14 protein-coding genes are annotated in these 19,084 nt (G+C 71.6%); 9 read left to right on the top strand and 5 right to left on the bottom strand.

All coding sequences use genetic code 11. The annotated features are described in order from the left end of the window. Window positions 1-243: 243 nt before the first annotated feature. Window positions 244-957, top strand: a complete 714-nt coding sequence (locus tag ACQ452_RS17635; protein WP_433385923.1) for a GAF and ANTAR domain-containing protein — start codon at window positions 244-246, stop codon at window positions 955-957. Between the two features lie 128 nt (window positions 958-1,085). After that, window positions 1,086-1,493 carry a four-helix bundle copper-binding protein gene (locus ACQ452_RS17640; protein WP_433385926.1) on the top strand — a complete coding sequence of 136 codons (408 nt, stop codon included), beginning with the start codon at window positions 1,086-1,088 and terminating at the stop codon, window positions 1,491-1,493. Window positions 1,494-1,565: 72 nt separating this feature from the next. Here ACQ452_RS17640 and ACQ452_RS17645 read toward each other — a convergent pair whose 3' ends face one another. Next, entirely contained in the window at window positions 1,566-2,063 is a 498-nt protein-coding gene (locus ACQ452_RS17645) for a YcxB family protein (RefSeq protein WP_433385929.1), read from the bottom strand. 181 nt (window positions 2,064-2,244) lie between these two features. Continuing rightward, a complete protein-coding gene (locus ACQ452_RS17650; RefSeq protein WP_433385932.1) occupies window positions 2,245-2,979 on the bottom strand; it encodes a VOC family protein in 735 nt (244 codons plus the stop codon). Between the two features lie 784 nt (window positions 2,980-3,763). Between ACQ452_RS17650 and ACQ452_RS17655 the strand changes: the two genes are divergently transcribed. Both ACQ452_RS17655 and ACQ452_RS17660 read left to right on the top strand, forming a co-directional pair. Beyond that, window positions 3,764-5,299: a non-reducing end alpha-L-arabinofuranosidase family hydrolase gene (locus ACQ452_RS17655; RefSeq protein WP_433385935.1), complete on the top strand. Its 1,536-nt coding sequence runs from the start codon at window positions 3,764-3,766 to the stop codon at window positions 5,297-5,299. Window positions 5,300-5,471: 172 nt separating this feature from the next. After that, on the top strand, window positions 5,472-6,251 hold the full coding sequence (locus tag ACQ452_RS17660) for a hypothetical protein (protein WP_433385937.1): 780 nt from the start codon (window positions 5,472-5,474) through the stop codon (window positions 6,249-6,251). A 50-nt stretch (window positions 6,252-6,301) separates the two neighbouring features. Here the strand turns inward: ACQ452_RS17660 and ACQ452_RS17665 are convergent, their stop codons facing one another. Continuing rightward, the gene (locus ACQ452_RS17665) at window positions 6,302-7,432 is read right to left on the bottom strand and encodes an FAD-dependent oxidoreductase (protein ID WP_433385940.1); all 1,131 of its coding nucleotides are present in this window, start codon (window positions 7,430-7,432) and stop codon (window positions 6,302-6,304) included. A 25-nt stretch (window positions 7,433-7,457) separates the two neighbouring features. Here ACQ452_RS17665 and ACQ452_RS17670 point away from each other — a divergent pair, with 25 nt between their 5' ends. The 3 genes from ACQ452_RS17670 to ACQ452_RS17680 all read left to right on the top strand — a co-directional run bounded on the left by ACQ452_RS17670 (window position 7,458) and on the right by ACQ452_RS17680 (window position 12,590). After that, a complete protein-coding gene (locus tag ACQ452_RS17670) occupies window positions 7,458-8,183 on the top strand; it encodes a TetR/AcrR family transcriptional regulator (protein ID WP_433385943.1) in 726 nt (241 codons plus the stop codon). A gap of 249 nt (window positions 8,184-8,432) precedes the next feature. Further along, window positions 8,433-9,296, top strand: a complete 864-nt coding sequence (locus ACQ452_RS17675) for an LLM class F420-dependent oxidoreductase (protein WP_433385946.1) — start codon at window positions 8,433-8,435, stop codon at window positions 9,294-9,296. A 411-nt stretch (window positions 9,297-9,707) separates the two neighbouring features. After that, window positions 9,708-12,590, top strand: coding sequence for an alpha-L-rhamnosidase C-terminal domain-containing protein (locus tag ACQ452_RS17680; RefSeq protein WP_433385949.1), 2,883 nt, complete (start codon window positions 9,708-9,710; stop codon window positions 12,588-12,590). A gap of 468 nt (window positions 12,591-13,058) precedes the next feature. On the opposite strand, the gene ACQ452_RS17685 is transcribed toward ACQ452_RS17680, so the two are convergent. After that, window positions 13,059-15,131: a PQQ-dependent sugar dehydrogenase gene (locus ACQ452_RS17685; RefSeq protein ID WP_433385952.1), complete on the bottom strand. Its 2,073-nt coding sequence runs from the start codon at window positions 15,129-15,131 to the stop codon at window positions 13,059-13,061. Between the two features lie 445 nt (window positions 15,132-15,576). Further along, window positions 15,577-15,723, bottom strand: a complete 147-nt coding sequence (locus ACQ452_RS17690; RefSeq protein ID WP_433385955.1) for a hypothetical protein — start codon at window positions 15,721-15,723, stop codon at window positions 15,577-15,579. Window positions 15,724-16,813: 1,090 nt separating this feature from the next. Here ACQ452_RS17690 and ACQ452_RS17695 point away from each other — a divergent pair. Next, window positions 16,814-17,350, top strand: coding sequence for a sigma-70 family RNA polymerase sigma factor (locus tag ACQ452_RS17695; RefSeq protein ID WP_433385958.1), 537 nt, complete (start codon window positions 16,814-16,816; stop codon window positions 17,348-17,350). Window positions 17,351-17,494: 144 nt separating this feature from the next. Then, on the top strand, window positions 17,495-19,081 hold the full coding sequence (locus ACQ452_RS17700) for an RICIN domain-containing protein (protein WP_433385961.1): 1,587 nt from the start codon (window positions 17,495-17,497) through the stop codon (window positions 19,079-19,081). Window positions 19,082-19,084 lie beyond the last annotated feature (3 nt).

Genomic DNA, 19,084 nt, shown 5'->3' on the forward strand with positions numbered 1-19,084 from the left:
CGGTTCGGCCGACGGCGCAGCCGGCCGCCGGAGCCTCCCGGCGGCCGGAGCGTGTACATTGGCGGAACTGTAGCCCGCACCCGCAGGACCGGGTGTAGCGAACCGGCGTCGAGCAAGCGGCGTGGGTCCCGGCTCCGCCGATGGTGGGCCCGTTCAGCGGTCCGCGTGCGCGGGCTGCCACTCGCGTGCCCGCGCCGACCTCGAGTTTTGAACGGGCAGGCGCCGGCCGTGAGGATCAGCTCGATGACCCACCCGCCCACCGACCCCGCTGACGCCTTCGCCGAGCTCGGCCGCATAAAGCTCGGCGAGGTCGGCCTCGACGACGTCCTGCAACGCGTCGCCGAGCTGGCCAAACGCGTCCTGCCCGTCCCGGTGGAGGTGTCGGTCACGTTGGTACGCGGCGGGACGGGGCACACGGCCGCGTTCACCGACGACCTGTCCCGCAGCATGGACGAGCGGCAGTACACCGAGGGGGGTGGCCCGTGCCTGGACGCCGCCACCAGCGGCGACATCCTGACCGTGCCCGACCTCGGCGCGGAGGACCGCTGGCCGGACTGGGCCGCACAGGGCCGCAAGGCCGGAGTCGGCAGTTCGGTCTCGGTCGGCCTGCCCATCCAGGAGGCCGTCGTCGGCGCGCTCAACGTGTACGCGCCCACACCGCACGCCTTCGACGACGACGCGGTGGCGGTGCTGCGGACGTTCGCCGCGTACGCCGCGGTCGCCCTGGCCAACGCGCAGCTCTACGACAGCACCGCCACGCTGGCCCGGCAGATGCAGGAGGCGATGGCCAACCGGGCGGTCATCGAGCAGGCCAAGGGCATCGTCATGGCCGAGCGCCGCTGCACTCCGAGCGAGGCGTTCCAGATCCTGGCGAAGATCTCGCAGGACTCCAACCGCAAGGTCCGCGACGTGGCCCAGGCCCTGGTCGACCGCGCCACGGGGGCGTCCCGGACCTGACGGTGCCGTGCCCGGGTGGGCGAGGTGGACCGTCCCCGCGGAGCCGCACGCCGTTCCGCCGGTGCCCGGGAGGTGTGTCCCCGACAGCTTCGGGTAGGGCCAAGGCAGCCGACGGAGAGGATTCCCTGATGCCGAGCACCACGATGCCCATGCTCAAGACGTACCCGAAGTCGATCAATCTGGACCGCGCGAAGCTGGCAGCGGCGATCGACGCCCTCAACGACTGCGCCCAGGCCTGCACCGCGTGCGCGGACGCCTGCCTCAGCGAGGACATGGTCGCCGAGCTGACCAAGTGCATCCGGACGGACCTGGACTGCGCCGACATCTGCGCCACCACCGCCCGGGTGCTTTCCCGCCACACCGGCTACGACGCGAACATCAGCCGCGCCCTGCTGGAGGCGTGCGCCACGGCGTGCAAGTCGTGCGGGGACGAGTGCGCCGGGCACGCCGACATGCACGAACACTGCCGGATCTGCGCCGACGCGTGCCGCGCCTGCGAGCGGGCCTGCCGTGACCTGCTGGCCACCATCAGCTGAACGTCCCGAGCGGTGCTGGCACCCGCGAGGGCGCGGGCACCGCTCGGTGGGCCGGGTCGGCCGGGATCGATCTCACCGAGGCTGGAGCAACCCGCGTTCGGCCATGAAGGCTCGCAACGTCGCGGCGTCCTCGCCGGACATCAGGCGGCGTGGGATCACGGTCGCCGGCATCCGGTCGACGTACACGATCCAGAACTCGGGGGTGTCCCCTACCTGGGTGACCCCGTCCCAGGCGATGCCGCCGGACTCCGACCCGCTGCGCATCATGATGTTGTCGGCCGTGATGTCGTAGCCGCCCTCGACAGCGTAGCGACCGGAGCGACGCCGGGCGCGCAACCGCACCCACGGTGAGTACAGCATCGACAGCAGGCCACCCATGACCATCGCCATGCACAGCGACGAGACCTGATCGCCCCACGAGAACCCGAGCGAGACGGCGAGACCGAGCGCTCCGACCGCCGCCAGCACCGCGCCGATGTAGCCGTACCTGCGCAGTCGAACACCGCTGAGGGCAGCGGCCACGCGGCCCGGGTAGGCGGGATCGGCTGGGACGTCGAAACTGATGTGCACGGTCAGCACGATAGTGCCCGGCCGATCCGCCGGGGCACGACGGATCCGGCGCGGCTGGTGAGGTACGCGTCGAGCGCGGTGGCGACGGCCCGGCCGGGCGCCGTGGCGACGGCCGGCGGGCGACCTGGCGACGGCGCGGCCGGAGGCCGTGGTGGACGGTTGGCGCGGGCGCGGGCTCGGGTCAGCTCGGGGCGAGAAGGCAGAACTCGTTGCCCTCCGGGTCCGCGAGGACGGTCCACGCGACGTCCGGGTCCAGGTCGACGGCGGTGGCGCCGAGCGCGCGCAGCCTGGCCGCCTCGGCTGCCGGGTCGTCGCCGGGGTAGGGGCGGACGTCGAGATGGACGCGGTTCCACCCGGTCTTCACGTCGGGTGTGCGGAGGAACCGCAGGTACGGGCCGACGCCCCTGGCGGAGCGCAGGACCGCCGTGTGGTCGCTCACCTCGTGCACGGCCCAGTCCATGGCCTCGCCCCAGAAGCGGGCCATGGCGCGCGGATCCGCGCAGTCGACCACCACCGCGGCGATCGGCCCGGTGTCCCGGTGGAGCGGTCGGGGATCCAGCACGCAGAACTCGTTGCCCTCCGGGTCGGCCATGACCGTCCAGGGGACGTCGCCCTGGCCCACGTCGGCAGGTGTCGCGCCGAGGTCCCGCAGGCGCGTGACCACCTCCGCCTGATGGGCCGCCGAGGTGGTGGCGAGGTCGACGTGCACGCGGTTCTTCACCGTCTTGGGTTCCGGGGAGACGACGAGGTCGATGCAGACAGCGACGGGGTCGGGGTAGACGAAGCCCTCGGGTTCGAGGTTGGTCACGCCCGGTCCCTCGCTGGAGACTCCCCAGCCGAGCACCTCCGCCCAGAAACCGCCCAGCGCGGAGTCGTCCCGGGCCTTCAGGTTGATCTGCACGAGCCGCGTTGCCATACCGACGATGCTAGAGCCAGTCGGGTCGACGGCGGTGCCCGCACCGGTTGCGGCCGAGCGGAACCTCGAACCTTGTGGACCCCCGGCGGCACTTCGAGGCGCGCAGGCGGGCGCGCCCGGCGCGGCCTGCTCAGGAAACCGGCCGAGGCAGCGTTGCACCCAGTGCTGTTAGCGCTAACGTCAGGTACCGCCTGACGCCCACGCGAGCGACCCCGTCGATCCCGCGCCACCTGAGCTGGATCCGCAGGAGGCTGAGCCGGGGACCGCCCGTCGCCCTCGCCCCGCCTGACCCTGCGAGCATTTCGAGTATCGAACGAAATGATTGCGCCGGCAAGCCCCGACGATGCACGCATATCGATGACCTTGCGGGTGTCGGCCGGCTGGTACGAGGCGATTCACCTCGCCCGGCTTCGAAAATCGAGCGCCCGGACGGCTCCCCGCACCGATGGCACCGCTCGCGCGCCGCAACCCGCGTCGGGCGTCCCCGGCTCGAGCACGGGAAGGCGCACCGCTCGGAGCGCCACCGGCGGGCCGCCCGCGAACGGGGCGCGCCAACCGGCGGGCGGCGGGAACGTCCCGACTTGACGTACGCGATGTTATCGCTCACAGTCGATGGCCAGGGACGACGACGCCTGTGGCTTACCGGGCGAGCCCGCTTCGTCAACCTCGGATCCGCCGTGCGCCGGGCATGCGGGCGTCCCGTCGACGCCTGCGCCCGGCCACCGCGTCGCGCTGCGCCCCACTTCGGGTAGAGCGTTCGGCTCTCGGCCAGCAAAGGAGAAACATGTCTGCCTCAGGTACATCTCCATCGACAGCGCCGCCGACGCGGCGACGAGGGTGGCTGCCACGGGTCGTCGCCGCCGGCGCGGCGGCGATGCTGGCCGGTGCTGCCGTCACGGCGGTGGCGTCGACACCCGCCGCCGCCGCGACGGTGGACACGAGCGCGTGGTACGTGCTGGTCAACCGCAACAGCGGCAAGGCCCTCGACGTCTACAACCTCGCCACGAACGACGGCGCACGGATCACCCAGTGGGCCCGGAACGACGGCAACCAGCAACAGTGGCAGTTCGTGGACTCCGGCGGCGGCTACTACCGGTTGAAATCGCGCCACTCGGGCAAGGTGCTCGACGTCTTCAACTACTCCACCGCCAACGGCGCCAGCATCGTGCAGTGGACCGACGGTAACGGCACCAACCAGCAGTTCCGGCTGGCCGACTCCGCCGACGGCCACGTCCGGTTGATCAACCGCAACAGCAACAAGGTGGTGGAGGTGCAGGGCGGCTCGACCGCCGACGGCGGCAACATCGTGCAGTACGACGACTGGAACGGCAACAACCAGCAGTGGCAGCTCGTCCGCGTCGGCGGCGGGGGCGACCCGACCACTCCACCGCCGACGACCCCACCGCCCGGCACCTGCGCGTTGCCGTCGACGTACCGCTGGAACTCGACCGGCCAACTGGCGAACCCGAAGTCGGGGTGGGTCTCGCTCAAGGACTTCACCCACGCCCCCTACAACGGCCGGCAGCTCGTCTACGCGACGACGCACGACACGGGCACGAGGTGGGGATCGATGAACTTCGGGCTCTTCTCGAACTGGTCCGAGATGGGCTCGGCCAGCCAGAACACGATGCCCTTCGCCGCTGTGGCGCCCAGCCTGTTCTACTTCGCGCCGAGGAACATCTGGGTCCTCGCCTATCAGTGGGGTGGGACCGCCTTCTCCTACCGGACGTCGACCGACCCCACCAACGTCAACTCGTGGTCGTCGGAGCAGGCGCTCTTCACCGGCAGCATCTCCGGCTCCGGTACGGGGCCGATCGACCAGGCGATCATCGGTGACGACACGAACATGTACCTGTTCTTCGCCGGGGACAACGGCAAGATCTACCGGGCCAGCATGCCCATCGGGAACTTCCCGGGCAGTTTCGGCTCGACCTACACGACCATCATGAGCGACACGACGAACAACCTGTTCGAAGCGGTTCAGGTATACCGGCTCCAGGGCCAGAACCGGTACCTCATGCTCGTCGAGGCGATCGGCGCGCAGGGTCGCTACTTCCGCTCGTTCACGGCCACCAGCCTGGGCGGCACGTGGACACCGCAGGCCGCCACCGAGAGCAACCCCTTCGCCGGCAGGGCCAACAGTGGCGCCACCTGGACCAACGACATCAGCCACGGCGAGCTGATCCGCCGCAACGCCGACCAGAGCATGACCGTCGACCCCTGCGACCTGCGGCTGCTCTACCAGGGGCGCTCCCCCAACTCCGGCGGCGACTACGGCCTCCTGCCCTACCGACCGGGCCTGCTGACCCTGCAACGCTGAGTCGCGACACGGGCTGCCGCTGTGGGCGGGCCCGGCGCGATCGGCGACACCGACCAGCGGTGACACCGGGTGCGGCCCCGCACGGGACCCGCGCGAAAACCCGCCCTACCAATCGTCGGGTGGCGATGGCACCCTGGGCGCATCGCCACCCGATGATTGGAGCAGCGCCCGGATGGACGTCGCCCTCTTCGTGTTCTACGCGCTCGCCTACGTCGTTCTGCTCGCCTGGCTGATCCGGCTCGGCACGCGCCACGCCTTCGCCACTCCCTCCGTCGTGCTGCTACCGGTGGTCGCCGGGCTGCTCTACGACAACGGCCTGATCGCGCTGGGCACCCTCATCGGGGAGGGGCCCCTGCTGGAGAACCTCAACCTGGTCCGTTTCTGGTCGCACGCGCTGCTCACCCCGCTGCTGACGATCTTCGCGTGGGACGCGGTCCGGCGCGCGGGCGTGCGCTGGGCGGGCACCCGGATCGCGGCGGCCGGGGCCGTGCTGCTCACCCTCGCCCTGGTGACCATCGAACTGGTCACCGAGCTCGCGAAGCTGACCCTGGAGCCGACCCTCGAACACGGCGTGCTGCGGTACGCGCCGGCGGAGTCCGACGGCCCCCCGATCATGGTGCTGACGATCGCCCTCGTCCAGCTGATCGCCTCGGTGATCGTCTTCCGTAGGCAGCGCTGGCCGTGGTTCATGATCGGCGCCACCCTCATGATCGTCGCGAGCGCCGTGCCGCTCCCGTTGCCCACCGGCGCCGCGACCAACTTCTTCGAACTGATCCTGCTGATCTCGCTGGTGGCGACCAAGACCCACCAGGACCGGCAGTCGGCGGCGGCACGCGTGCCGACGACACCGGCTCCCCGGCGAACGCCCGAGCCCGTGGAACGCGGGGAGAACGATCAGGACGACCGGCCAGGTGGGCAGCCGGCGCGGCGTACCCGCGACCTTCGGCCCTGACCGCACGCCGACCCGGGGCCGGCACGGATGACTCGCCGTGACGCGCGTCGTCAGTTCGCGGGCGCCGGCTCGGTGGGCTGTGGCGTGAAGAACCGGACGATGTCGTCGGCTGCGGTGCAGGACAGCATCATCGCCTGCACGCGCGCGGACATTTCGGCGATCGGGAGGATCCTGGCGAACATCGCCTCCTCGTACGCCTGGATCGCCGGCTCGGGGTCGGCGCGGCTGCCGGCGAGTTCGGCGGCGAGTTCGGCGGCGTCGAGCATGGCCTGGTTGGCGCCCTCGCCGACCGGCGGCATGAGGTGCGCGGCGTCACCGATGAGGGTGACGCCCGGCTGGTGGGCCCAGCGGGTGCCGGCCGGCATCACCTCGATCCTGCGTGGCTTCGGCGGGGCGTCGCCGGCTTCGATGAGCGCGGTGAGGCCGGGGTCCCAGCCATCGAACACGTCCAACAGAGCGCGCTTGCCACGGTAGGCGTCCAGGTGACGCCCGTCGGCGCGGAGGGTGATCCCGACCCGGATGCTGCCGTCACCGAGACGTTGCGCGGCCAGGATCTGGTTCACGCCGACGCACCACAGATTTCCGGGGCCGACCAGTTCGGCGAGATCCGGGTGACGCCGGTCGGCGTCGCTGATGCTCAGCTCCACCAGGGTGGCCACCGAGGACAGTTCCGCGTCGGTCAGCAGCGACCGGACGACCGAGCGCGCGCCGTCCGCGCCGATGAGGACGTCGCAGTCGGCGCTGTCGCCGCCGTCGAGCGTCAGCACGAAGCCTCCCTCGGGTCGTGGCGTCACCGCCACGACCCGGTGCCGCCACGCGACCGTGTCACGAGGCAGCGAGTCGAGCAGGAGATCGCGCAGCGCGCTGCGGTCGATCTCGGGGCGGCCGGAGAACGAGCCGGGTGGTGGCCGGTGGTGCACGAGGGTGCGTCCGGCCGGGTCGAGGATGCGATGCTCCTCGCCCTCCGGCCGCGCCTCGGACCGGAACCGGTCGGCGAGGCCCGCATCGGCCAGGGCCCGCTGCCCGGACTCCGGGTGCAGGTCGAGCGATCCGCCCTGCGCTCGGGCGGACCGGCCTGCCTCGCGTTCGTACACCACCGCGTCGATGCCCTGCAGGTGCAGGATCCGGGCCAGTGTCAGGCCGCCGAGGCCGCCGCCGGCGATCGCCATTCGCATCGTCATCCCCCGTTACCGTACGCTGTACCTTATGGATACGCCGTACGGTAGCGCACCGCTGCCCGTCTGGGAACGGCCCGAGCCTCAGCCGCGGGCGGCGCCGGTGCCGCTGAGCCGCGCGAAGATCGCCGCCACGGCGATCCGGCTCGCCGACGCGCACGGCCTCGACGGGCTGTCCGTGCGCAAGATCGCCAAGGAACTCGGCATCGGCCCGATGCGGCTCTACGACTACGTGCGCAACAGATCCGAGCTACTCGACCTGATGGTCGACGCCGTGTACGCCCGGATCGCCGAGGCCGACCAGCACCCCGAGTGGCGGGCCGCGGTGCTGGCCGTCGCTCACCGGACCCGCGAGGCCGCTCTCGATCACGAGTGGTTCGCCGACCTGCTGGGCGCCAGGCCACACCTGGGGCCGCACGCGCTCGCGGTGGGCGAATCGACCGCGGCCGCGCTCAGCCGGGCCCCCGGCGTCCACGGCACCGACGACCTCCAGCGGGCTGTCGGCGCCCTCAACGCGTTCATCGTCGGAGCGCTCCGCGGGGAGATCACCGAGCGTCGCACCGCCCGCTCAACCGGCACCGACGTGCCCGCCTGGCAAGCCGCCCTCGGGCCCTACCTGACACGCATGCTCGAGACAGGCCGCTACCCCACGGTCGCCCGGCTCGTCGTCGACGGCGCCCACCTCGACGCCGAGCAGACCTTCCACCACAACCTGACCACCATCCTGGACGGCGTCACCAGCCGTCCGGGCCCGTGACCCGCCACTCATGGGCCGGCACCGACCGGCACACCCCGGACAGCCATCCGGACCCGGACGGGCGCCGAGCCCGGCGGTGACGGGCTGCGCGTCCTGCGGGCCGCGCCCCCGGGTGACGGGCTGCGGGCCGCGCCCTCGGGTGACGGGCTGCCGGCCGCGCCCCCGGGTGACGGGCTGCGCGGGCGGCGAGGCCACCGCCGGTGGTGCGGGATCCGCGCGCCGACAGGAACCGATGCGTAGTGTTCCGGTATGGCACAACGACTCGTCAGCGTATGGCAACCCTTCTTCCTCGGCAGCGAGAGTCAGGCCGCGGCCGTCGATGCCGCGACCGAGTTGGAGGAGCTCGGCTACTCACGGCTCTGGTTCTCGGGCGGCTTCCAGGAGAACGTCGCCCCGCGCTTCCGCGAGATCCTGGACGGGACCAGCCGCATCGGGGTCGCGTCGGGGATTGTGAGCATCTGGCACTCGTCGCCCCCCGAGGCGGCGGCGTTCGTCCAGGACGCGGAACGGGCCCATCCCGGCCGGTTCCTGCTCGGTCTCGGCGCCAGCCACGCCGTGGCGGTGGAGGGCACCGGCACCGCCTACCGCAAGCCGTACTCGAAGATGGTGGAATACCTCGACGGCCTCGACGCGGCCGGGCTTCCCCCCGAGCGGCGGATCCTGGCCGCGCTCGGCCCGCGGATGCTCCAGCTCTCCCGCGACCGTTCAGCCGGGGCGCACCCGTACTTCGTCCCCGCCGAGCACACCGCCGAGGCCCGGGCGGTAATCGGCCCCGACCGGCTGCTCGCGCCCGAGGTCGCGGTGGTCCTCGATCCGGACGCCACCACCGCGCGCGCCACGGCCCGGCAGTACATGAGCCCGTACCTCGCGCTGCCGAACTACGCCAACAACCTGCGGCGATTCGGCTGGGCGGACGAGGACTTCGTTGCGGGGGGCAGCGACCGCCTCGTCGACGCCCTGATCCCCTGGGGCACGGCCGAGCAGGTCGCCGCCGGGCTGGAGAAGCACTACCAGGCCGGCGCGGACGAGATAGCGGTCCAGGTGCTCAACGGCGGCGACGCCAAGGTGTTCCCCGCCGACGCGTTCCGCGCCCTCGCCACGGTCTTGATCTGACCTCCTCCGACGGCCCGCGCTCGGCGGCGCGGGCCGTCGGCGTCAGCAGCGTGCCGCCGTGCCGCGCCTGCCGCGCCGGCGCTGTTCCCGGGAGCGGTCGGCGGTCCTCGCCCGGGCGCTAACGCCCGCCACCCCCACGACCACCGGTTCCGCCTCGGGGTCGACGGCCATGAACACCGAAGTTTGTTAACTGATTTCCGTCCGCGCCTTGACAAGTGCGGGCCCACGACGGCACAGTCTGAAACGTTACAATCGCACTCCCGGAGCCGCCACACCCCACCACCTCCGGCGACGCCGCGGCGCTTCCCACGCCGGCCGTCGTCGCAGCTCCGCACGGCGGCGGCGCTCCTGCTCCCCCAAACCATCCGACTGCCTCGACACGCGCCGATCACCACACCCCCGGGAGTAGGTATGCGCAGATTGTCCGTCCGCCGGAGCGCTTCCCTCATCATCTGCTCCGCGCTGGCAGCAGCACTGCTACCCGCCGTCGCGGCTCCGGGCCAGGTCGCCCGGGCGACTGCGGGCCAACGCGCGCGCGTCGTGGCGGCGCCGCCCCCCGGAGCGATCGAGGCGCTGAACCTGTCGCCCACCTCGCGCGTGGTCCGCCCGACGGCGATCTACCGCACGACCGGCGCGGTCGCCAACCCGCAGAACGTCCTGTCCGGGCTCGCGACGCGGCTCACCGGCACGAACTCGTCCATCACGCTCGACTTCGGCAAGGAGGTCGGCGGCCTGGCGACGCTGACCTTCGGTGCGGCGAGCGACGGCGGCCAGCGACTCGGGCTGGCGTTCACCGAGTCCTCGCTCTTCGTCGGCAACGACAGCGACACCAGCGCCACCCACGAGGGTCGCGGGGACGGCGCGCTCACCGCCGCCGCGCCCGCCAACGGCACCTACACCATGCCGGCTGAGTACCTGCGCGGTGGCTTCCGCTACCTGACGGTCTTCCTGCGGACCCCCGGCTGGGTCGACCTGACCCGGGTCTCGCTGAACTTCACCGCCGCGCCCGGCAAGGCGAACCCGGCCGACTACGCGAACTACTTCTACTCCAACGACGACCTGCTCAACCGCATCTGGTACGGCGGCGCCTACACCGTGCAGCTGAACACGATCGCCTCCCATCAGGGCCGGGCCTGGCCCGCCCCGGCGACGCTGTGGAACAACGCCGCCGTGGCCGGCGTCGGCACCGCGATCCTGTCGGACGCCGCGAAGCGCGACCGCAACGTGTGGCCGGGCGACCTCGGCATCGCCACGCCCACCGCGTACGCGTCCACCAACGAGATGGAATCCACCCGCAACGCCCTGACCACCCTCTACAACATGCAGAACGCCTCCGGTGAGCTGCCCTACGCGGGCCCGCCGTTCAACCTGTGGGGCTCGGACACGTACCACCTGTGGACCCTGAACGTGAGCGCGACGTACTACAACTACACCGCCGACAAGGCGTGGCTCGACAGCGTGTGGCCGCGGTTCACCCGCGCCATGACCTACATCGCCGCCAAGACCGACGGCACGGGGCTGGTGAACGTCACGAACACCGCCGACTGGGCCCGCAACGGTCAGGGCGGGCTCAACCTGCAGGCCAACGCCCTGATGTACGCCACGCTCGTCGGTGCGACCAGGCTCGCGACGACCCAGGGGGACAGCACGCTGGCGACCGCGTACGCGAACCGGGCGGCGGCGCTGAGAGCGGCCGCGAACTCGCGGCTCTGGGATGCCACCGCCGGCATGTACCGGGACAACCCCACGAGCAGCGTGCATCCGCAGGACGGCAACTCCATGGCCGTCTGGTACGGCCTCACCGACACGACGGCCAAGAACACCAGCATCGTGCGGCGCCTCGCGCAGCGATGGAACGCGTACGGCGCGACGACGCCGGAATGGGGTGGCGACGTCCACCCGTTCCCGGGCTCGATGGAGGTGCACGCGCACTTCACCGCCAACGACGACGACACCGCCCTGGCGCAGATCCGCCGTACGTGGGGCCACATGCTCGACAGCCCGATCGGCACGAAGAGCACGATGTGGGAGGGGATCAGCGCCACCGGCGGGCTCGCCTACAACCCGTCGTTCATGAGCCTGGCGCACGGCTGGTCGACCGGGCCGACGTCGGCGCTGACGTTCCACGTCCTCGGCACGGCACCGGAGCCGACCATCGGGCACTACCGCTTCGTGCCCCATCCCGGCGATCTCACCAGCGTCGAGGGGCGCATCACCATGCCGCAGGGCGCGGTCGACGCCGCCTGGTCGCGCAACCCGTCCGCGGGCACCTTCGCCGCCCAGATCACCAGCCCGGCGGGTACGACCGGCCGGGTCGGCATCCCGAAGCTGACCGGCGACATCACGGTCCTCGTCAACGGCGCCGTCGTCTGGAGCAACGGGACCTTCCACCCGCGGCCCGGCATCGGCGGCGGCACCCAGGACGCCCGGTACGTGTACCTGACCGGCGTCACCCCGGGCAGCTACACGTTCACCGCCACCGGCCTGGGCAACCCGCCGCCCACCCCGGCCGGGATCGACCTCCCCGTCGGATTCACCCGCTGCGCCGCCGAGAACGCGCAGTGCTCGTTCAGCGGCACCCGGGTGGTGGCCTACGGGGCCGGCACCTACACCTACCGGACGGTCACCGACGGCACCGCGTGCACGAGCACCGCGTTCAACGCCGACCCCGCCGCCAACCTGGTGAAGTCGTGCTACGTGGCGCCCCTCGGCGGCCCCAGCGGCTACACCCGGTGCGCCGCGGAGGACGGCACCTGCGGTTTCGCCGGCACCCGCAACGTGGCGTACGGGGCAAACGGCGCGTTCCGCCACCGGCTCGCCGTGGACGGCACCGCGTGCACCAACGAGGTGTTCGGCGATCCGCTCGACCACACCGCGAAGGCCTGCTACCTGCCGCCGGGCGGCGGCCCGGCCGGCGGCTGGACGCAGTGCGCGGCGGAGTTCGGCACCTGCGCCGCGGCCAACGGCCAGCCCGTCGCGTACGGCGCCAACGGCGCGTTCGCCTACCGGACGGCCACCGGAGACATCTCCTGCACGAACGCCACGTTCGGCGACCCGATCGACCGTACGGTGAAGGCCTGCTACTGGCGCACCACCGGCGGCCCCGGCGGCTACGACACCGCCTGCGCCGCCGAGACCGGGACCTGCACCTTCTCCGGGCAGCAGACCGTCGCGTACGGCGCCCGCGGCAGGTACACCTACCGCAGCTTCACCGGCAGCGCCGCGTGTTCCACGGCCGCGTTCGGCGGCGACCCGCTGCCCGGCGTGCCGAAGTCCTGCTACCTCACCCGGTAGCGGCAAGCGGGCCGGTCCGACGCCAGCCACCAGGGCAGGCCGGACCGGCCCGATGCCGTCAGTCCGCCGGCCGGACCGTCGTCGAGGGCCGCCGATCACGGCCCGGTGGTGCGCGACCGGCACCGGGCCGGCGGTTGCGGCACGCGAGGTGCCCCCGGGTACGGGGTCGTGCTCGCGACGCCGACCGGATCTCGCACCCCCGCATCCGCCGGGACATGCTCACCACCGCTGCCCGGCGAGCGACGAGATGACCCCGGCGCCGACCGTCAGCCGGGCGACGCGTCTGCGGCCGGGCCGGTGCCGACGCATGCGAGGCCCGCGCGGAGGAGCCCGGGACCCCCTCGCGGTACGGCCCGACGACCTCGGTGGTGGTCCGGGCCGGGCGTCCGCCGGCGGCCCCCACGTCGTCGGAGGACCGCCGGCGGGCAGCCGCCTCGTCGGTCGGTTCGAACCGCCGCTGCCGCCCGGCTAACCGCCGAGCGTGACGTGCAGGATCTTCTCGTTGCTGTTGTTCGGGACGCTGTCCTTGTCACCGGCGTTCGTGGTGGTCAGCCAGAGGCCGCCCGGCGCGGGCTCCACGGTGCGCAGCCGCCCGTAGGTGCCGTTGAAGTAGGTCTGCACATTCGTCAGGCTTCCGCCGCTGATCACCGCCCGGTACATCCGGGCGCCCCGCGCGCAGGCCACGTAGAGCGCGTCGCGCACGATGGCGATGCCGGAGCAGGAGCCCTCCGCGGTGGGGTACGTGCGGGCGGGCGCGATGAACCCGGGTGTGTCGCAGGTGCCGCTGGTGCCCTCACACGCCGGCCAGCCGTAGTTGCCGCCCCTGGTGATCAGGTTGGTCTCGTCCATGACCGAGTTGCCGAACTCCTGCTCCCACAGCCGGCCCTGCGAGTCGAACGCCAGACCCTGCGGGTTGCGGTGCCCGTAGCTCCACACGTAGTTGCCGAACGGGTTGTCCGAGGGAACGCCGCCGTCCGGGTCGAGTCGCAGGACCTTGCCCTCGAGGCTGTTCCTGTCCTGCGCGTAGTTGCCGTTCTGCGCGTCCCCGGTGCTGGCGTAGAGCTTGCCGTCCGGGCCGAAGCGCAGGCGACCGCCGTCGTGGAACTTGTTGCGTCGGATCCCGCTGACCAGGATCTGCTCGGTGGCGGTCGCGAGCCGGTTGTTCTCGATCTTGATCCGGACGATGCGGTTGTCGCTCGGCGAGGTGTGCATGATGTACAGCCAGTGGTCGCTGGCGAAGCCGGGCGAGATCGCCAGGCCGAGAAGGCCACCCTCACCATCGGTGCTCTGCACGTTGGGCACGGTGCCCACGGTGGTCTTCGCCCCGGTGGTGGGGTTGAGATGGATGATGTCGTGCGCGTCGCGGCGGTTGTACAGGACCGTCCCGTCCGGCAGTGTCACCAGCCCCCACGGGATGTCGGTGTCGGTGGCGACCTGCCGCACCGCGCACACCGCGCCCCCGCACGCCGCGCCGGTGGTCACCGTGACGGTGTTGCTACGCGCCGAGGCGTTGTCCTGTGCGTCGCGAGCCACCACGTGGTACTGGTAGCTCCGGTTGGCGGCCAGCCCGCTGTCGACGAAGGTGGTGGACGGAGGGGCGCCGGTGACCGTGCCGGCCTTCACGCCGTCCCGGAAGATGTCGTAGGCCCGGACCCCGACGTTGTCCGTCGACGCGGTCCAGCGCATCGTCACGGTGGTGCCCGACGCCGACGCGGTGAGCTGTGCCGGTGCCGTCGGCGGCACGGTGTCGGCCTGGCACTGCGGCGGGGTGATGGTCACCGTGGCGCTGGCCTGCGACACGTTGCCGGCGGCGTCGCGCGCGTTGACGTACAGGCCCCACGTCGCGCCCGGGACCACCGTGAGCAGGGTGGAGAGCGTGCCGCCGGGCACCGACCTCATCAACTGGCCGTCGTGGTAGATGTCGTAGAACGCCACACCGACGTCGTCCGTCGAGGCATTCCACGCGAACGTCACGGAGTCGCAGGTCAAGCCGCTCACCCGTGGGTTGCCCGGCACCGAGGGCGGTTGGCTGTCGGCGCCGCCCAGGGGCGTCGTCCATCGCTGGTTGGCCTGCCCGTGGCAGGTCCAGAGGCCGACCACCGTGCCGTTGGCGATCTTCGCCCCGGTCACGTCCAGGCACAGGCCCGACTGCACGCCGACGATGGTGCCGTCGGTGTTGATCCGCCAGCGCTGGTTGTCCCCGCCGTGGCAGCCGTAGATCTGCGCCGCGGCCGGCGAGGTGGTGTCCCCGCCGACCACGTCCAGGCACATCGTCGCGTCGTACACCCGCAGCTCACCGGCGGCGGTGAGGGTCCACGACTGGTTGGCCTGCCCGTTGCAGTCGTAGATGTTGATCCCCGCACCGGCCGTCCTGGAGTTGCCCACCACATCCAGGCAACGACCGGACGCGGCACCGACCACGGTCGAGGGGCCGGCTGCCGACGCCGGCACACCGACGGCCACCGTCAGCAGCGCCACCGTGGCTACCGCCGCCGCCAGGAGCCGTGGGCGCGGGCGCCAGGGTTCGGTCCACGCGAGCATTCGCATTCGTCCTCCAGGGGTTGACTCGTGGTGGGATGCCGGCCGCGACCGGCGCCGGTGTGGTTGCGCGCTGAGAGCTCGACGAGCGCCCCGAGGTGGACGAGCGGTGGCACCGGGGCGGGCGTCAGTTCCATCGGCACGACCAGCCGGAGCGAGGTCGAACAATGAACGACGGAACCAATCAGATAGATACGTCCATCGGCTGTCAACAATGCCACCACACCGATTGCATCGCCGTGGGTAAATCGGATACTGGCACACGGGCCGCGTGCGTGGCGGCCGAGGACCAGACATTTCACCCCGTCACCGAGGAGGCCGCGTGACGCCGAACGACCCGATCAGGAGGGCACCGGCGGCTCGGGACAGGACGGTGGCACCGGCGGCTCGGGGCAGGACGCCGGCGCCGGCCGGTCCGTCGCGGAGGCGCCCATCACGGTCATCCCGATCAGGCAGTGATCACGGGCCAGGCGTAGGCGAGCAGGGCGCAGGCGGCACCCAGGAGCGCGAGCGAAACGCCTCGGGTGGGCAGCGGCAGGGCGGCGAGCGCGATCAGGATGACGGCGATGACGTAGAGAAATGCCTGGATCGACACGGAACGCTCCTCGGTCGGGGATTGACGGCGCTGACTCTAACCGCCGTCACGCCCCCGCGCTCGTCGCCCGGCAGTCGGGCCGGCCGCCCATGCCCACACATCGGGTGCAGCCAGGGGGTCTCTGGGGGCTGAATGGTGCTGCACCTCACGGCCGACGACGTACTGCGGCACCCGACCCGAATTGTCCCCTGACCAGGGACGCGACCCACGAACGCCCCAATAGATCACGGCCCGGCCAAAGCTGATCAGGACGCCATGGACGTTAAAACTGCCGAATAACGTCCATGACGTCCTGATCACCTTCGCGCTCACGCGAGCGGCGGGCCCCACGCGGGGAAAGGCTGCCACGCTAGGCAAGACCACCATGCCGGGCAAAATCACCGCGCCGGGCAAGGCCGCAGCGCGGGGCGAGACCGCAGCGCGGGGCGAGGTCACCGCTTCCGAGCGCCGGGCGCCCCCGCGCGAGAAGGCGACGGCCGGCGGCTGGCGCCGGCTCTTCCCGGCGTCGGTCCTCGTCGGCGTGGGGATTGTCACCAGTGCTGGATCAGCTCGCCAAGGGACTACCCGCCGTGTCGTTCGCTTGACACCGCGGATGCCTGCAGAACCGGTCCGTACACCGCACGTGGGCCCGCACCGGCCGCGCTGCCAGCCGGTCCCGCGGACGCGCCGAGCAGCCGCCACCGCCTGTCGCCCTTGGGCTCGACGCGGGGGCGCGCACGCAGGGCAAGTGGCCCTCGTCGACGCAGCCGTGGGCGACCGGACCGGCGCGCCCATCGCCGGAGCGCCATGGCCCGGGCGCGACCACCCGTGACGGCACACTCTTTCGTCGGCTACCACACCGCCGGACGCAGTTCCATGGTCGACGGTCTGCTCCGAGCCTTCGCAGGTCTGGCCGTCCTCGTCGAGTGTCGGTGAGTAGACAATCGGCAATCCCGGTGTAAGTCTTTGCCGCGTGCGACCCTCCCCAGAAGTCAGCGGCGCCAGCGGTACGGCGGCCGGTGCGGAGTCCCCCGCGGACGGTGCGGCTCCGAGCACGGACCGGCCGGGAGAGGCCGCCGCACTGCGGCACCTTCAGCAGGTCCACGCGCCCGTGCTGCTGAGCTTCCTGACTCGACTGACCAGGGGTGACGTCCACCGCGCCGAGGACATCGTGCAGGAAACGGTGCTGCGGGCGTGGCGGAATCCGGAGGCGCGCAACGCCGAGGGGCACTGGAACCGCGCCTGGCTGTTCACGGTGGCCAAGCGCATCCTGATCGACCAGATGCGCTCCGCCGACGTCCGGCCGGCCGAGCTGCCGGTCGGCTACATCGATGATCACGCACAGCCGGACGACGCGTTCGAGCGTCTGCTCGACGCGCGTGAGGTGCGGGCCGCGCTCGACTCCCTGCCCGAGCGGCTGCGTATCACGCTTGTCGAGATCTTCTTCCGGGAACGGTCGGTAGCTGAGGCCGCGGACGCGCTCGACGTCCCGGCCGGCACCGTCAAGTCACGCACCTTCTATGCGCTGCGGGCCATGCGAGAGGCGCTCGTCGGCCGTGGTTTCGATTTCGGTCCCGCGGGTCAGCGCCGACCAACCGGCAATGGCGAGGCGGTCAGGGGTGAGCCAAGAAAATCCGAGCAGCCGTGAACCGGGGTGGGTGCCGGGCCGTCAGGTGCACGAGACCCCTCCACCACCACTGAGCGTAAGAGTGAGTCGATGAAAGCATCCGCAAGTGGCCAGCGCCGCCCGTGGCGACGGCTCATGTCGTCGACGCGTAGGCGTGTCGAAATCGTGGCTCTGGTCGGCATCATCGTGGCGTGCGGGGCAGTCGGTCTGGAAATGGCCGCCACCGCCGACCCGGACAAGCTGGTCGGCGAGGCGGTTCCGGACGGCGACGTGCCCGCCATCGTGGAGGCGGCCCTGTCCTGCCCCGCCCTCAATCCGCCGAAGCTCGCCGCGCAGATCATGGCGGCGTCCGGCTTCAAGGGTGGCCCCGACACGATCGCCGGCCTCGACGAGGCCGCGTGGGAGAAGTGGCGCCCCTCGTCCGATGCCAGCCGGGCCGACCGGCGGGCGAACATCGTCGCGTTGGGTCACCGGACCTGTGAGAACGTGGGCCACCTGCGCGCCGCCGACCTCGACGGTGACCTCTGGCCGGCCGCCATCGCGGCGGAGCGGGTCGGAATCAAGGCGGTGCTCGACGCCCGCGGCATCCCGAAGGCGGCCAAGCCCCACGTCGACAAGGTGAAGGCGTACGCGTCCTGGTACGCCGAGCAGCCGCAGTTCTCCGAGAAGGCCAGGGCCCAGCCGGCCGGCACCGGCGCGGCCGGCGAACTCAAGGTGCCCGACGCTCTAGTGAAGCCGATCCAGACCGCCGGAAAGATGTGTCCGCAGATCACGCCGGCCCGGATCGCGGCACAGTTGCGCACGCTGTCCGGCTTCGACGTGAACAAGCGAACGTCGGACCGCCAGGGCGTCGCCCAGTTCACGTCCGCGATGTGGGAGCAGTACCAGCCGGGCACGGGCACGTCGGTGTGGCGGCCCGCGGACGCGATCCCGGCTCTCGGCGTCGCCATGTGCGACATGGCGCAGCAGCTCTCCGAGCTCAACGGCGAGGATCCGTACCGGCTGGCGCTGAGCGCGTACCAGTGGGGCATCGACCCGGTGCGGCGCGCGGCCGGGTTGCCCCGCGTCAACGTCAGCCAACTGGCCGACGAGGTTCCGGCCCACGTCGCGGAGTACGAGAAGGACCACCGGCTGGCCAGGGTCGCCGCGAAGCCGAGCCCCACGCCGTCGGCGAGCCCGAGCGTCGAGGCCTCGCCGAGCAGGGGCCCGCTCGCCCAGCCCACGAAGAAGCCCAGCTCGCCCGTCGAGGAGAAGCCCCGGGGGCCGAAGCTGTTCGCGTACGAGGCAGGCGCCACGTACCGCCTCGTGAGCTCGTGGGCCGGGTCGCTCGTGGAACTCCCGGGCATCAACCAGAACACGCGGCCCGGCAGCCGGGTCCACCTGTGGAAGGACGAGGGGTACGAGGACCAGCGCTGGCGGCTCTATCCGGCGCCGGACAGGCGGCACGTCGTCATCGCGAACGCGTGGAACAACATGGCGCTGGCCGTGGAGGACCGGTCCATGCAGCAGAACGCGAAGATGGCGGTGTACGCGCGTGACGACAACGACCACAATCAGCAGTGGCTGATCGAGGACGTCGGCGGCGGGAACGTGGTCATGACCAACCGGCACTCCGGCCAGGTGATGGAGCTGCTCGGCGAGGACCTGGGCCCGCCGAAGGAGAACGGCACCACCTGGAACGGATACTGGGTCGAACAGTTGGAGCGCCGTGACAACCAGAGAGACCAGAAGTGGCGATTCGTGAAGCAGTGATGC

It is taken from the genome of Micromonospora sp. KLBMP9576, from assembly GCF_050941805.1.
Lineage (GTDB): Bacteria > Actinomycetota > Actinomycetes > Mycobacteriales > Micromonosporaceae > Micromonospora.

What these genes read in the sequence shown, in the direction of transcription:
- ACQ452_RS17635 (WP_433385923.1), top strand. Translation starts at nt 244, where the DNA reads ATGACCCACCCGCCCACCGACCCCGCTGACGCCTTCGCCGAGCTCGGC.
- ACQ452_RS17640 (WP_433385926.1), top strand. Translation starts at nt 1,086, where the DNA reads ATGCCGAGCACCACGATGCCCATGCTCAAGACGTACCCGAAGTCGATC.
- ACQ452_RS17650 (WP_433385932.1), bottom strand. Translation starts at nt 2,979, where the DNA reads ATGGCAACGCGGCTCGTGCAGATCAACCTGAAGGCCCGGGACGACTCC.
- ACQ452_RS17655 (WP_433385935.1), top strand. Translation starts at nt 3,764, where the DNA reads ATGTCTGCCTCAGGTACATCTCCATCGACAGCGCCGCCGACGCGGCGA.
- ACQ452_RS17660 (WP_433385937.1), top strand. Translation starts at nt 5,472, where the DNA reads ATGGACGTCGCCCTCTTCGTGTTCTACGCGCTCGCCTACGTCGTTCTG.
- ACQ452_RS17665 (WP_433385940.1), bottom strand. Translation starts at nt 7,432, where the DNA reads ATGACGATGCGAATGGCGATCGCCGGCGGCGGCCTCGGCGGCCTGACA.
- ACQ452_RS17670 (WP_433385943.1), top strand. Translation starts at nt 7,458, where the DNA reads ATGGATACGCCGTACGGTAGCGCACCGCTGCCCGTCTGGGAACGGCCC.
- ACQ452_RS17675 (WP_433385946.1), top strand. Translation starts at nt 8,433, where the DNA reads ATGGCACAACGACTCGTCAGCGTATGGCAACCCTTCTTCCTCGGCAGC.
- ACQ452_RS17680 (WP_433385949.1), top strand. Translation starts at nt 9,708, where the DNA reads ATGCGCAGATTGTCCGTCCGCCGGAGCGCTTCCCTCATCATCTGCTCC.
- ACQ452_RS17685 (WP_433385952.1), bottom strand. Translation starts at nt 15,131, where the DNA reads ATGCTCGCGTGGACCGAACCCTGGCGCCCGCGCCCACGGCTCCTGGCG.